This window comes from Mesorhizobium sp. ISC15, from assembly GCF_037162615.1.
Classification (GTDB): Bacteria; Pseudomonadota; Alphaproteobacteria; order Rhizobiales; family Rhizobiaceae; genus Mesorhizobium; species Mesorhizobium mediterraneum.
Genome location: NZ_JAVSPX010000001.1, coordinates 2229058 through 2241551 on the forward strand (window position 1 = coordinate 2229058; position 12494 = coordinate 2241551).

The 12494-nt window shown below is 64.1% G+C and carries 11 protein-coding genes; 7 read left to right on the forward strand and 4 right to left on the reverse strand.

The genetic code is table 11. The features are described 5' to 3' along the window. Nucleotides 1–40: 40 nt before the first annotated feature. Nucleotides 41–844, reverse strand: coding sequence for a FadR/GntR family transcriptional regulator (locus tag RPG13_RS10835; RefSeq protein WP_126103630.1), 804 nt, complete (start codon nucleotides 842–844; stop codon nucleotides 41–43). Nucleotides 845–1039: 195 nt separating this feature from the next. Here RPG13_RS10835 and RPG13_RS10840 point away from each other — a divergent pair, with 195 nt between their 5' ends. The 5 genes from RPG13_RS10840 to glcF all read left to right on the forward strand — a co-directional run bounded on the left by RPG13_RS10840 (nucleotide 1040) and on the right by glcF (nucleotide 7437). Beyond that, the gene (locus RPG13_RS10840) at nucleotides 1040–2362 is read left to right on the forward strand and encodes a DUF3422 family protein (protein WP_127289254.1); all 1323 of its coding nucleotides are present in this window, start codon (nucleotides 1040–1042) and stop codon (nucleotides 2360–2362) included. A gap of 283 nt (nucleotides 2363–2645) precedes the next feature. Beyond that, complete coding sequence (locus RPG13_RS10845) at nucleotides 2646–4142, forward strand: FAD-linked oxidase C-terminal domain-containing protein (protein WP_337125009.1); 1497 nt, start codon at nucleotides 2646–2648, stop codon at nucleotides 4140–4142. 240 nt (nucleotides 4143–4382) lie between these two features. Then, complete coding sequence (locus tag RPG13_RS10850; protein ID WP_337125010.1) at nucleotides 4383–5639, forward strand: FAD-binding protein; 1257 nt, start codon at nucleotides 4383–4385, stop codon at nucleotides 5637–5639. Next, nucleotides 5636–6037: a DUF4870 family protein gene (locus RPG13_RS10855; protein ID WP_127289258.1), complete on the forward strand. Its 402-nt coding sequence runs from the start codon at nucleotides 5636–5638 to the stop codon at nucleotides 6035–6037. The genes RPG13_RS10850 and RPG13_RS10855 overlap by 4 nt, the downstream gene beginning before the upstream one ends. Before the next feature lie 68 nt (nucleotides 6038–6105). Further along, a complete protein-coding gene (gene glcF, locus RPG13_RS10860; protein ID WP_127289260.1) occupies nucleotides 6106–7437 on the forward strand; it encodes a glycolate oxidase subunit GlcF in 1332 nt (443 codons plus the stop codon). 18 nt (nucleotides 7438–7455) lie between these two features. Here glcF and RPG13_RS10865 read toward each other — a convergent pair whose 3' ends face one another. Both RPG13_RS10865 and RPG13_RS10870 read right to left on the reverse strand, forming a co-directional pair. Then, nucleotides 7456–8376, reverse strand: a complete 921-nt coding sequence (locus RPG13_RS10865; protein ID WP_128285326.1) for a bifunctional 5,10-methylenetetrahydrofolate dehydrogenase/5,10-methenyltetrahydrofolate cyclohydrolase — start codon at nucleotides 8374–8376, stop codon at nucleotides 7456–7458. Between the two features lie 278 nt (nucleotides 8377–8654). Beyond that, nucleotides 8655–9401 (reverse strand): L,D-transpeptidase, encoded by a 747-nt coding sequence (locus RPG13_RS10870; RefSeq protein ID WP_126103623.1) that lies wholly within the window; start codon nucleotides 9399–9401, stop codon nucleotides 8655–8657. 213 nt (nucleotides 9402–9614) lie between these two features. Here RPG13_RS10870 and RPG13_RS10875 point away from each other — a divergent pair, with 213 nt between their 5' ends. Further along, nucleotides 9615–10250: a DNA-3-methyladenine glycosylase I gene (locus RPG13_RS10875; protein ID WP_337125011.1), complete on the forward strand. Its 636-nt coding sequence runs from the start codon at nucleotides 9615–9617 to the stop codon at nucleotides 10248–10250. A 174-nt stretch (nucleotides 10251–10424) separates the two neighbouring features. On the opposite strand, the gene RPG13_RS10880 is transcribed toward RPG13_RS10875, so the two are convergent. Beyond that, the gene (locus RPG13_RS10880; RefSeq protein ID WP_095483579.1) at nucleotides 10425–10679 is read right to left on the reverse strand and encodes a hypothetical protein; all 255 of its coding nucleotides are present in this window, start codon (nucleotides 10677–10679) and stop codon (nucleotides 10425–10427) included. 215 nt (nucleotides 10680–10894) lie between these two features. On the opposite strand from RPG13_RS10880, the gene hisS reads away from it, so the two are divergent. Further along, complete coding sequence (hisS, locus tag RPG13_RS10885; protein WP_337125012.1) at nucleotides 10895–12394, forward strand: histidine--tRNA ligase; 1500 nt, start codon at nucleotides 10895–10897, stop codon at nucleotides 12392–12394. Nucleotides 12395–12494: the final 100 nt, after the last annotated feature.

Sequence of the window (12494 nt, forward strand, 5' to 3'; positions counted from 1 at the left end):
TCTCGCTAATTCGTCGTTGTTGATTTTGTCTGCCCGGCGCTCACGTGCGTTTCCTTGCCGGCTCGCCGTCGCCGGCTTCGGAGCGCTGCATGAGCCTCAGCCGCGACACGCGCTGCCAGTCGCCGCTGCGCTCCGCCTGGGCCATGGCGCGTTCGACATGGGTGATGTGGTCCATCGCCGCCTGCCGTGCGGCCGCCGGATCGCCGGCCTTGACCGCCGCGTAGATCGCCCGGTGCTGCGAAAGCAGCGCCTCGCGCGCGCCCGGCACGTTGAACACCAAGAGCCGGTTCTGGAACACGCCCTCCGACAGCAGCCGGTAGCACGAGCGCAGCGTGTGCAGTAGGATGATGTTGTGCGCGCATTCGCAGATCGCGTGGTGGAACTCGACGTCGATTTCCGCCTCGTCGTCGAAGTTGCCGGTCCGGTGCGCCTCGTCCATGCGCGCCATGATGCGGTCGAGCAGCGCCAAGTCGTCGGCTGTGGCGCGCCGCGCCGCATACTCGGCGGCCACCGCCTCGATCTCACGACGGTATTCCAGATAGTCGGTCGCCGCCTTGCGGTGCATGGAGATCAGGTCAGTCACCGGCTTGGTGAACAATTGGCCGATGACGTCGGCGACATGGGTACCGCCGCCGGGCCGCGTCGTCAGCAAACCGCGTCCTTCCAGCGCCTTCAGCGCGTCGCGCAGGATCGGCCGCGACACCTCGAACTGGCGTGCCAGCTCGCGTTCGCCCGGCAGCCTGTCGCCGGTGCGCAGAACGCCTTCGAGGATCAGGCTCTCGATCTGCTGCACCACCTCGTCGGCGGTGCGGGAATGCTCGATCCTGGAGAAAATGTCGCTCAACGGGGATGCCTGGGGATTGAAGCGGTGTCGCAAGATAAAGCCAGCGTCGCCAACTGGTCAAATTATTTATCCAATTTTCCCGACCGAGTCGGTTTCGCTGCTGTCGCCGCATATCGCGTTCGGCTAACTTGTTGTTTGCGTCCCCTTGCAATTGGCTCTAGAGGGACGCGATTGCACAAGCCCGGGGGACCAGCCGTGGCAGATGACCCGTCCAAGCTCGAATTTCAGCCCCGCGTCAAGGGCAGCGTCATGGGCTTTCCGGCGCATGAGGGACGGCCTGGCGCGCTTGGCGAGGTTCACGCCCGTCCGCATCCGCTGGTCGAGAAACCGCGCGTGCTGGTGCAGCTTTCCTTCATGACCGAAGCCGGATCCGGCGTCGACCAGGCGGTGCTTTCCGAACTGTCGCGACGCCTCGGCATCGCCGCGCCCGACCCCCACGCCCGCCACCACGCGATGAAGTGGGGCAAGGGCTCGCTGCGCTGGGAACGGCACACGGAATTCTCGACCTATCTGTGGGAAGGGCCGCTCGCCGCGAGCGGCCAGCGCCAGGAAGATTCGCCTTTCGGCAACGGGTTTTCGCCGCCGGGAACGGTGATATCCGGCATCAGGCTCGAAATACGCAAATGGACGCAGGCGAGCGAAAAGCTGATCGCCGGCTTCGACCCGACCAGCCTGTGCTATTCGCTGGTCGAGCGCGGCAACGCCGCTATCGTCACCGATTTCCGCCAGGACGGCGACGGCATGACCCGCATGCTGGTGCTCGACCGCGGCCTGACGCCGGCACGCACCGGCGCGCTGGCGCAACGGCTGATCGATATCGAAACCTACCGCACGCTGGCCATGCTTGGCCTGCCGCTGGCGCTGACCTTGTCCGGTCGCGCCCGCCGCATCGAAGACAGGCTGGCTCAGACCACGCTGGAAATGAAGGTCGCCGAGACCCGCGACAGCCAGACGCTGCTTGCCGACCTGACCGAGCTGGCCGCCGAGCTGGAGGCCGACGCAGCCTCCAGCCTCTACCGCTTCGGCGCCAGCCGCGCCTATGACGGCATCGTCCGCGAGCGCCTGGAGGCGCTGGAGGAGGAGGCGGTGCCCGGTTACGACACCTGGGGCGGGTTCCTGCAGCGTCGCGTCGCCCCCGCCATGCGCACCTGCCGTTCGGTCGAGGAGCGTCAGGCCAATCTGTCGACGAAGCTCACCCGCGCCACCACGCTGCTGCGCACCTGGGTCGACGTCGAGGTCGAGAAGCAGAACCGCGGTCTGCTGGCGTCGATGAACAACCGCGCCCGTCTGCAATTGCGCCTGCAGCAGACGGTGGAAGGTCTCTCGGTCGCTGCTGTCTCCTATTATGTCGTCGGCCTCATCGGCTACGTCGCCAAGGGCGTTTCGATCTTCGGCCATGTCTTTGCGCCGGAGGTCGTCACTGCCGCCTCGGTGCCGCTTGCCATCCTGCTTGTCTGGTGGGGCGTGCGCCGTGTCCGCCGCATGCACTCAGAACCGGCGAAGCATCCAGGCGAGTAGTCTCCCCCCTTGAGGGGGAGATGTCGCCGAAGGCGACAGAGGGGATCGCCTCGCGTGGAGCGCCAACGCTCTACCGACAAGAAATGACGTTGGCACCTTACGCGCCTGGACCCCTCTGACCGCTTCGCGGCCATCTCCCCCTCAAGGGGGGAGAAAGCCAGCGGCAGATTGCCGCCGCAGAAGCCGGTCCCGGCGTCGGCTTCCGATTTCGGCCAAGCAGGATTTGCAACACGCACCCGCCACTGGTAAAAGATTTTTACCAGTCAATCGAAGGAGGCTGTTGATGTCCGGCCTGCTGATGCCGAAGCCAGACGACACCACGATGCGCCGGCGCGACGAGATCGTTGCCGATATGCGCATGATCGTGCCCGGCGAAGGCGTGGTCGACGCTGCCAATTCAATGCGCGCCTTCGAGAGCGACGGCCTCACCGCCTATCGGCAATTGCCGCTGGTCGTGGTGCTGCCCGAAACGGTGGCGCAGGTTTCCCGCGTCCTGAAATATTGCAACGACCGCAACATCCGCGTCGTGCCGCGCGGTTCAGGCACGTCCTTGTCCGGCGGGGCGCTGCCGCTCGAAGATGCCGTGTTGCTGGTCATGAGCCGCTTCAACCGCATTCTCGAGATCGATTTTCCCAACCGCATCGTCGTCGCCCAGCCGGGCGTCACCAATCTCGGCATCACCACCGCCGTCGAGCAGGAGGGTTTTTACTACGCCCCCGATCCATCCTCCCAGATCGCCTGCTCGATCGGCGGCAATGTCGCGGAAAATTCCGGTGGCGTGCATTGCCTGAAATATGGCCTTACCGCCAACAATGTGCTCGGTATCGAGATGGTGTTGATGAATGGCGAGGTGGTGCGGCTCGGCGGCAAGCATCTCGACGCGGAAGGCTACGACCTGCTCGGGGTCATGACCGGTTCCGAAGGGCTGCTGGGTGTCGTCACCGAGGTTACCGTGCGCATCCTGAAGAAGCCGGAGACGGCGCGCGCGCTTTTGATCGGCTTCCCGACCAGCGAGCAGGGCGGCCAATGCGTCGCCGACATCATTGGCGCCGGCATCATCCCGGGCGGCATGGAGATGATGGACCGCCCGGCGATCCACGCAGCCGAGGATTTCGTCCATGCCGGCTATCCCTTGGATGTCGAGGCGCTGCTGATCGTCGAGCTCGACGGGCCGGGCGTCGAGGTCGATCATTTGATCGGCCTTGTCGAAGCCATCGCCTACAGGAACGGCTCGACCACCTGCCGCATTTCGCAGTCGGAGCAGGAGCGGCTGAGCTTCTGGGCCGGCCGCAAGGCAGCCTTCCCGGCGGTCGGCCGCATCTCACCCGACTATTACTGCATGGACGGCACCATCCCGCGCAAGGAACTGCCGCGCGTGCTCGCCGGCATGCGCGAGCTCTCCGAGAAATACGGGCTCGGCGTCGCCAATGTCTTCCATGCCGGCGACGGCAACCTGCATCCGCTCATCCTCTATGACGCCAACATGCCGGGCGAGCTCGACAAGGCGGAAAGCTTCGGCGCCGACATCCTGCGGCTCTGCGTCAAGGTCGGCGGCGTGCTGACCGGCGAGCACGGGGTAGGGGTGGAGAAGCGCGACCTGATGCCGGAAATGTTCAACCAGATCGACCTCGACCAGCAGATGCGGGTCAAATGCGCTTTCGATCCCAACCATCTGCTCAATCCGGGCAAGGTGTTTCCGCAGCTGCGCCGCTGCGCCGAGCTCGGACGCATGCACGTGCATCGCGGGCAAATGGCGTTTCCGGACATTCCGAGGTTTTGAGGTGATGAGGTCTCACCTCTCCACGTCGGCGTTCCTTCGCGCCCCCCTCTGTCCTGCCGGACATCTCCCCCACAAGGAGGGAGATTGGCCGTCATTTTCGCTTTCGCCAATCCCCAACGTTGCTGAACGAGCGCCGGCGGCGAAGCTGGCAATCTCCCCCCAAGTGGGGGAGATGTCCGGCAGGACAGAGGGGGGCGCGAAGGAACTCGACTTATTTTCCTTCGAGGTGGTTATGTCGCCATGACCACCTTCACCCCCTCGACCGCAGCCGAAGTCCTCTCCACCGTCGCCTGGGCCGCGGCAGAAGAATCGCCGCTCGAAATCCTCGGCCATGGCTCCAAGCGCGGCATCGGCCGTCCGCTGCAAACCGAGCACACGCTCGACCTGTCGAAACTGTCCGGCGTCACGCTTTACGAGCCGGCCGAACTGGTGCTGTCGGCGAAGGCCGGCACGCCGCTCGCCGAGATCGAAAAATTGCTTGCCGAAAACGGCCAGCAGCTGGCCTTCGAGCCGCTGGACTATGGCCCGCTGCTCGGCGGCGAAAAGGGAAAAGGCACGATCGGCGGCGTGCTGGCCTCGAACCTGTCCGGCCCGCGCCGGCTGAAGGCGGGGGCGGCGCGCGACCACATCCTCGGCATAGCAGCCGTTTCCGGGCGCGGCGAGGCGTTCAAGTCCGGTGGCCGCGTGGTCAAGAACGTCACCGGCTATGACCTGTCCAAACTCATGGCCAACAGCTGGGGCACGCTGGCTGTATTCACCGACGTCACCTTCAAGGTGCTGCCAGCCGCCGAGACCGAAGTCACGCTCACTCTGCGCGGCCTGCTCGACGATCACGCCGCAGCCGCCATGGCGCTGGCGCTCGGCTCCAGTGCCGAAGTGTCGAGCGCTGCCCATCTTCCCGAACGCGTTGCCGGACGGGTCGCCGGTGGCAGTCTCGGCAGCGCTGCCGCTACATTGCTGCGCGTCGAGGGTTTCGGTCCGTCGGTCGCCTACCGCATTACTGCGCTGAAAGATCTGCTCAGGAATGCCGGCCCGCTCGAGGAAATTTCGGGCGATATCTCGTATTCTGTCTGGCGCGATATCAGAGATTGTGCGCCTTTCGTCGACGGCCTGGCAAAGCCGGTATGGCGCGTCTCGATGGCGCCGGCGCAAGGCCACCAGATGGTGTTGGCGCTGCGCATGCAGGCGGCGGTCGATGCCTTCTATGACTGGCAGGGCGGATTGATCTGGCTGCGCATGGAGCATGGCGATCCCGAAGCCGATCTTCTGCGCGGACTGGTGAGACAGCATGGCGGCGGCCATGCGACGCTGGTGCGCGCCGCCCCGTCGCATCGCGCCGCTTTGCCGGTGTTCGAGCCGCAGGCGCCGCAACTGGCGGCGTTGGCGGCGCGGCTCAAAGCCGAGTTCGATCCTAAGAATATCCTCAATCCCGGCCGTATGGCGTCGGCTGCAAGCTCTGTTACTCTCGGCCCGGCAACCGAGGGAGGAGCATCATGAGCGACATCAATCCAGGCCCGACCGACTCAAGCAAACCCGCGCCGCGCCAGACCGACCGCTGGCTGGAGCCCGGTCCGACCAACGCACTGATCATTTACATTCTGTATCTCGCCGGCCTGGTGATCGGCGTCACCGGCCTTGTCGGCATCGTTCTTGCCTATATCAACCGCGGCAAATCGGGCGGCTTCGTCGAGAGCCACTACACATTCCTGATCCGCACCTTCTGGATCGGCCTGCTCTACGCGCTGATCTCGGTTGTGCTGATGATGGTGGCGATAGGCGTCGTGCTGATGTTCGCCGTCGCCGTCTGGTTCATCGCCCGCTGCATTCTCGGCCTGCAGGCGCTGCAGCGCGGCGAGCCGGTCAAAAACCCGGAAAGCTGGTTCCTCGGACTTTAGAGCATGATCCCGAAAAGTGGGAACCGGTTTTCGGAAAAGATCATGCTCAAACGGTAAGGACTCTTTGCGTGCAGACCAATTTTTCGCTTGCCCAGCTTGCCGATCCGCATGTCGCGGAATCGGAAAAGATCCTGCGCAAATGCGTGCATTGCGGCTTCTGCACAGCCACCTGCCCGACCTACGTGACGCTTGGCAACGAGCTGGATTCGCCGCGCGGGCGGATCTACCTGATCAAGGACATGCTGGAGAACAGTCGCCCCGCCGACAAGGAGATCGTCACCCATATCGACCGCTGCCTGTCCTGCCTCGCCTGCATGACCACCTGTCCGTCGGGCGTCAATTACATGCATCTGGTCGATCATGCCCGCGCCCATATCGAAGAGACCTACAAGCGCCCGCTGCTCGATCGCCTGACACGCGCCATGCTGGCTTTTGTCCTGCCTTATCCCAAGCGCTTTCGCGCTGCGCTCAAGCTGGCGAAGCTCGGCCAGCCATTCGCCGGACTGTTCGAAAAGATCCCGGCGCTGAAGCCGCTGGGCGCGATGCTCAAGCTCGCTCCGGCATCAGTCCCGGCGGCCTCGCCAATGGCTTCGCCGGGCATCCATGCCGGGCAGGGCACGAGAAAAATAGGCCGCGTCGCCATACTCACCGGCTGCGCGCAATCCGTGCTCGATCCCGCCATCAACGACACGACGATCGCGCTGCTGACGCGGCTGGGCGTCGAGGTCGTGGTCCCCGAGGGCGAGGGCTGCTGCGGCGCGCTGGTGCATCACATGGGCCGCGAGGAGGCAGCGCTTGCCTCGGCCAGGCAGAATGTCGACGCCTGGACGCGAGCCATCGACCAAGGCGGCCTTGACGCCATCGTCATCACCGCGTCCGGCTGCGGCACCACGATCAAGGATTATGGTTTCATGCTGCGCCTCGATCCGGCCTATGCCGACAAGGCGGCGCGGGTATCGGAGTTGGCCAGGGACATCACCGAATATCTGGCGAGCCTCGACCTGCCGGAACCCGTTCGCAAGCCGGGCACCATCGTCGCCTATCACTCCGCGTGCTCGATGCAGCATGGCCAAAAAATCACCCGCCAGCCGAAGGAGCTTCTGGCCAAAGCCGGCTTCGTCGTGCGCGAGCCGCGCGAGGGCCATCTCTGCTGCGGCTCGGCCGGCACCTACAACATCCTGCAGTCCGAGATTTCGGTTCAGCTGCGTGACCGCAAGGTCAGGAATATCGAGGCAACGGGTGCTGAAATCGTCGCCACCGGCAACATCGGCTGCATCACCCAGATCGCTTCGGCGGCGAAGATGCCGGTGGTGCACACGATAAAACTGCTCGACTGGGCCTATGGCGGACCGCAGCCGGAGGGCGTTACGGACAGCAGGGCAGTCGTGGCAGCGGAATGACGTGGTTCAGGCTGCTTTCTACTCAGCAGCGAGCTTGTCCACCACACCGTAGGTCGCCTGGTAGCGTGCGCGCTGGCGGCTGAGCGCCACCATCGTATTGCGCAAAAGAATCGCCACGGTGATCGGACCGACGCCGCCCGGCACCGGTGTGATCCAGGACGCCACCTCCTTGACGCTCTCGGTATCGACGTCGCCGACGATGCGGCTCTCCCCGTCGGGTCCCGTCTCGGCATTGATGCCGATGTCGATGACGGCCGCCCCGGGCTTGACCATGTCGGCCTTGATCAGCCGCGGCTTGCCGACCGCGACGAACAGCGCGTCGGCGCGGCGGGCATGCGCTGCCACCGAGCGCGTCATGTGGTGGCAGACCGTCACTGTCGCGCCCTCGCTCATCAGCAGGAAGGCGATCGGCTTGCCGACGATCTCGGAGTGACCGACGATGACGACCTCGAGCCCCTTGAGATCGAGGCCGGTTTCCTTAAGCAGCTCGACCGAAGCGGCGGCCGTGCACGGCGCGAGGTCTAGCTGGTTGTAGACGATGTTGCCGATAGAAGCTGGATGCATGCCCTCGACGTCCTTGAGCGGATGCACCGCCGCCTGAAGGGTCTTGATCGGGATATGCGCCGGCACCGGCCGCTGGATGATGATGCCGGTGACGCGCGGATCGGCATTAAGGCCGTGGATCGCCGCTTCCAGTTCGCCGGCGGTGATGTCGGCGGCAAACCGCCTTTCCTCGAAGCCGATGCCGGCCAATGCTGCCTTGGCGCGCTGGTTCCGGACATAGACATCCACCGCAGCTGTGTCGCCGACGGTGATCGATATCAGTTTGGGCGGAAAGCCTTCGGCGGTGGCGATCGCTGCATCCTCACGCACGGAGGCGATGATGCGTTGGGCGACCGGGCCGCCCCTGAGATAGCGGCTGTCATCGGACAGGGACATGCGTGAACCTTCTGTCTGAAAGTGTTGCTGCCGACATAGCAAAACTCTTGGGATAATGGCAGCTCGAAAGCGAACCGCTATGACTGTCGCGCGACGTACCGGCGCGAAGATATGCCCGCCAAGGGATGTCAGCAGAAACAAAAAGGGCAGCACGGCTTGCCGCGCTGCCCTTTCGTGACTGGCCGCATCCCCACACGGCCCGTCCCCCGTTGTTCTTTCGTCCGGCCTCAAAAAGCCAAAGCTAATGTCTTTCTAGCCGAGATGATTCGTGACCGCAACTATATCACCACAACCGTTGTGCCAACATTGACCCGTTCATAGAGGTCGACAACATCTTCGTTGCGCATGCGGATGCAGCCCGACGACACCGCGCCGCCGATCGTCCATGGCTGGTTGGTGCCGTGGATGCGGTAGAGGGTCGAGCCGAGATAAAGCGCGCGTGCCCCGAGCGGATTCTCGGCGCCGCCGGCGACATAGGTGGGCAGATAACGGCCCTTGGCGGCCTCGCGCGTGATCATCTCCGCCGGCGGCCGCCATTCGGGCCAGACCTTCTTCTGCGAGATCTTGTGCTTGCCGGCCCATTCGAAGCCCGGCTTGCCGGTCCCGACGCCATAGCGCCGTGCCTTGCCGTTGTTCTCGACCAGATAGAGAAAATTCTCTGTCGTATCGATGACGATCGTGCCCGGTTTGTGCGGACCGTCATAGGCGACTTCCTGCGGCAGGTAGATCGGGTCGATCTGCGGGCGCGCGACCATGCGCTTCTTGGACGGCGCCTGCACCGCGGCCGTATGCAGCTGAGCCGGTTGCGCCTGCCGTTGAGAACGGCGCTGCGGCTTTTGCATCTCTTGCCGGTTTTGGCGGACGATGCCCGGCGCGCGGCCAAGCTGCAGCACCCAAGGCGCCGAAAGGTCGGGGCTCACCATCACCGGCGGCCTGTCGGCATAACGGTCATTGGCGCTGGAGGATGTTGCGGCAGCGGCCAGCGCGGCTGCGGCGCCGAGCAGCGGAAACAAAAATGTCTTCATTGGAACGCACCTTGATCGTCGAACATCCAGGGGCGCAAAAGCGTCCCCGATTTCGTGGACCTTGGGCGCGGAGCGGCAACCGAAACGTGAATCGGAATGCGTAAAATGCTCCATTGTCAGTAAACCTTTCGGTGTGGTTACTGGCCGGTTCAGGAATCTGGTAAAGCCGGAGTAAAAGGCGCGCTAAGGCGCATTAACGAATGGAATTCCGCCATGGATGAGAAGACAGGCCTGCTCGCCGGCCCCGATGGTATCGCGCGCTGCTTCTGGCACGGCAATCTGCCGGATTATCTGCACTACCACGACCATGAATGGGGCCGGCCGGTCACCGATGAACGCAGACTGTTCGAAAAGATCTGCCTCGAAGGCTTTCAGTCGGGTCTGTCCTGGCTGACCATATTGCGCAAGCGCGAGAATTTCCGCGAGGCGTTCGCCGGCTTCGATATCGACAAGATCGCCGCCTTCACCGACGAGGATGTCGAGCGCCTGCTCGGCAATGCCGGCATCATCCGCCACCGCGGCAAGATCGTCTCCACCATCAACAACGCCAAGCGCGCGCGTGAAATGGCGGACGAGGCCGGCTCGCTGGCCGCCTGGTTCTGGAAGTTCGAACCCGGCCCGGACGAACGGCCCGAAATCGTCGATCTCGCCCATCTGCGCGCCAATCCGACCACGGCGGTTTCTGTGCGGATTTCGAAGGAGCTGAAGAAACGCGGCTGGAGCTTTGTCGGCCCGACCACCGTCTACGCCTTCATGCAGGCCATGGGGCTGGTCAACGACCATCTCGAGGGCTGCGTCTGCCGCGAGCAAGTCGAGGCGGAGCGGAAGGCGTTCAAGCGGCCGAAGTAGCTCCTTCTTGCCTTCTCCCCTTGTGGGAGAAGGTGGATCGGCGCGCAGCGCCGAGACGGAAGAGGGGTGTTGGACGGAGTGCTGTCGCAGCCAAGCTGGAACACCCCTCATCCGACCGAGCTTCGCTCGGCCACCTTCTCCCACAGGGAGAGAAGGAAAGGGGCACTCAAAAACTCAAGCGCCGCTGGCGCCGGCCAGGAAAAGTCCGGCGACAATGGCCGCAAGCGTGGCAAAAGCCGGATAGATCACCAGCAGGCTGGTCACCAGCGCATCACGCATGGTCGGTCCCTTGCGCTCGTCCGCCGCGACCTCGAATGGTCCCGCCGTTTGGCCTGCCGGTCTCGGCGCATGGCCGTCGGCCGGCCGCAAACGAGCGGGCAGCTCGCGGGCGCCACTGTCGATGATATCGAATTGCCGTGCCGTGGTCATGGCCCGAACCCCTTGTTTCGGCGCGCTTTATCGGCTGCGATTGTGTCGGCACGATGCCGCGCTTATGGCGGAATTGTTTCGTTTTGGGTCCGGTTTGTTTCAGGAAACGTGCAAACGCTTGCCGCTCCCGGCTGCATCGGTTAGGACACCCGCGCTGTGGAGTTCAGGAGTTTTGCCGATCCACGGAGCGCCACGAAACACCGAGTACCCATGCCATGGCCGACAAATCGGAAAAGACGAAAGCGCGGCTGCCGCGCGGCTTTGCCGACCGCAGCGCCGACGACATCCGCGCTGTCGAAAAGATGATGGCGACGATCCGTGGCGTCTACGAGCTTTACGGCTTCGAGCCCGTCGAGCAGCCGCTGATCGAATACACCGATGCGCTGGGCAAATTCCTGCCTGACCAGGACCGGCCGAACGAAGGCGTGTTCTCGTTCCAGGACGATGACGACCAGTGGCTGTCGCTGCGCTACGACCTGACCGCGCCGACGGCGCGTTTCGTCGCCGAGAATTATGACAGGCTGCCGAAGCCGTATCGCAGCTATCGCTCCGGCTGGGTGTTCCGCAACGAAAAGCCCGGTCCCGGCCGCTTCCGCCAGTTCATGCAGTTCGACGCCGACACGGTCGGCACGCCGGGCGTCGCGGCCGATGCCGAAATGGCGATGATGATGGCCGACGTGATGGAAGCGCTCGGCATCAAGCGCGGCGACTACGTCATCAGGGTCAACAACCGCAAGGTGCTGGACGGCGTGCTGGAGGCGATCGGCCTTGGTGGCGACGAGAACATCGGACGCCGGCTGACCGTGCTGCGGGCGATCGACAAGCTGGATAAATTGGGTGTCGAAGGCGTGCGCCTACTGCTTGGCACCGGACGCAAGGACGAGAGCGGTGATTTCACCAAGGGCGCCGGGCTGGACAACGTTCAAGCTGAGGCCGTTCTTTACGCTACAGCGAAGCCTGAGCTAGGTGATTTAGGGCACCCGGATTCCACGGTGAAAGCCAGCCAGTCCTTCAACGAAGGCGTTGCCGAACTATCAATCATTGAAGACTTGGTAAGGGCAGCTGGATATGGCGAAGACCGCATAATTATGGATCGTTCCGTCGTCCGCGGCCTAGAATACTACACCGGCCCGGTTTACGAGGCCGAGCTTCTGGCTGAAATCCCCAATGAGGATGGCCAGATCGTGCGCTTCGGCTCGGTCGGCGGCGGTGGGCGCTATGACGGCCTCGTCTCGCGCTTCCGTGGTGAGCCGGTGCCGGCAACCGGCTTTTCCATCGGCGTCTCCAGGCTGATGACCGCGCTGAAGAACCTCGGCAAGCTCGACACCTCTGATGTCATCGCTCCGGTCGTCGTGCTCACCATGGACAAGGACACCGAAAGCCTCGGCCGCTACCAGAAGATGGTCGCCGAACTGCGCGCCGCCGGTATCCGCTCCGAAATGTATCTCGGCGGCGCCGGCATGAAGGCGCAGCTCAAATATGCGGACCGCCGCGGCAGCCCGGTCGCCATCATCCAGGGCGGCGACGAGCGCGCCAAGGGCGAGGTGCAGATCAAGGATTTGATCGAAGGCGCCAGGATGTCGGCGGAGATTGTGGACAACGCCGAATGGCGCGCGGCACGCCCGGCGCAGGTGACGGTGGCGGAAAGCGAGCTGGTTGCCGAGGTGAGGAAGATACTTGCGGCGCAGGCCGAGGAGCGGGCGCGTGGCAACTAGGGCGCCGCTCCCTTCTCCCCTTGTGGGAGAAGGTGGCCGAGCGAAGCTCGGTCGGATGAGGGGTGTTCCAGGGAACGCCGACGCCTCATTTCTTCCAGCA

Excerpts from the sequence above, each read along its gene's own strand:
- hisS (WP_337125012.1), top strand. The coding sequence starts at position 10,895 with ATGGCCGACAAATCGGAAAAGACGAAAGCGCGGCTGCCGCGCGGCTTT.
- RPG13_RS10870 (WP_126103623.1), bottom strand. The coding sequence starts at position 9,401 with ATGAAGACATTTTTGTTTCCGCTGCTCGGCGCCGCAGCCGCGCTGGCC.
- RPG13_RS10880 (WP_095483579.1), bottom strand. The coding sequence starts at position 10,679 with ATGACCACGGCACGGCAATTCGATATCATCGACAGTGGCGCCCGCGAG.
- RPG13_RS10850 (WP_337125010.1), top strand. The coding sequence starts at position 4,383 with ATGACCACCTTCACCCCCTCGACCGCAGCCGAAGTCCTCTCCACCGTC.
- RPG13_RS10845 (WP_337125009.1), top strand. The coding sequence starts at position 2,646 with ATGTCCGGCCTGCTGATGCCGAAGCCAGACGACACCACGATGCGCCGG.
- RPG13_RS10865 (WP_128285326.1), bottom strand. The coding sequence starts at position 8,376 with ATGTCCCTGTCCGATGACAGCCGCTATCTCAGGGGCGGCCCGGTCGCC.
- RPG13_RS10875 (WP_337125011.1), top strand. The coding sequence starts at position 9,615 with ATGGATGAGAAGACAGGCCTGCTCGCCGGCCCCGATGGTATCGCGCGC.
- RPG13_RS10855 (WP_127289258.1), top strand. The coding sequence starts at position 5,636 with ATGAGCGACATCAATCCAGGCCCGACCGACTCAAGCAAACCCGCGCCG.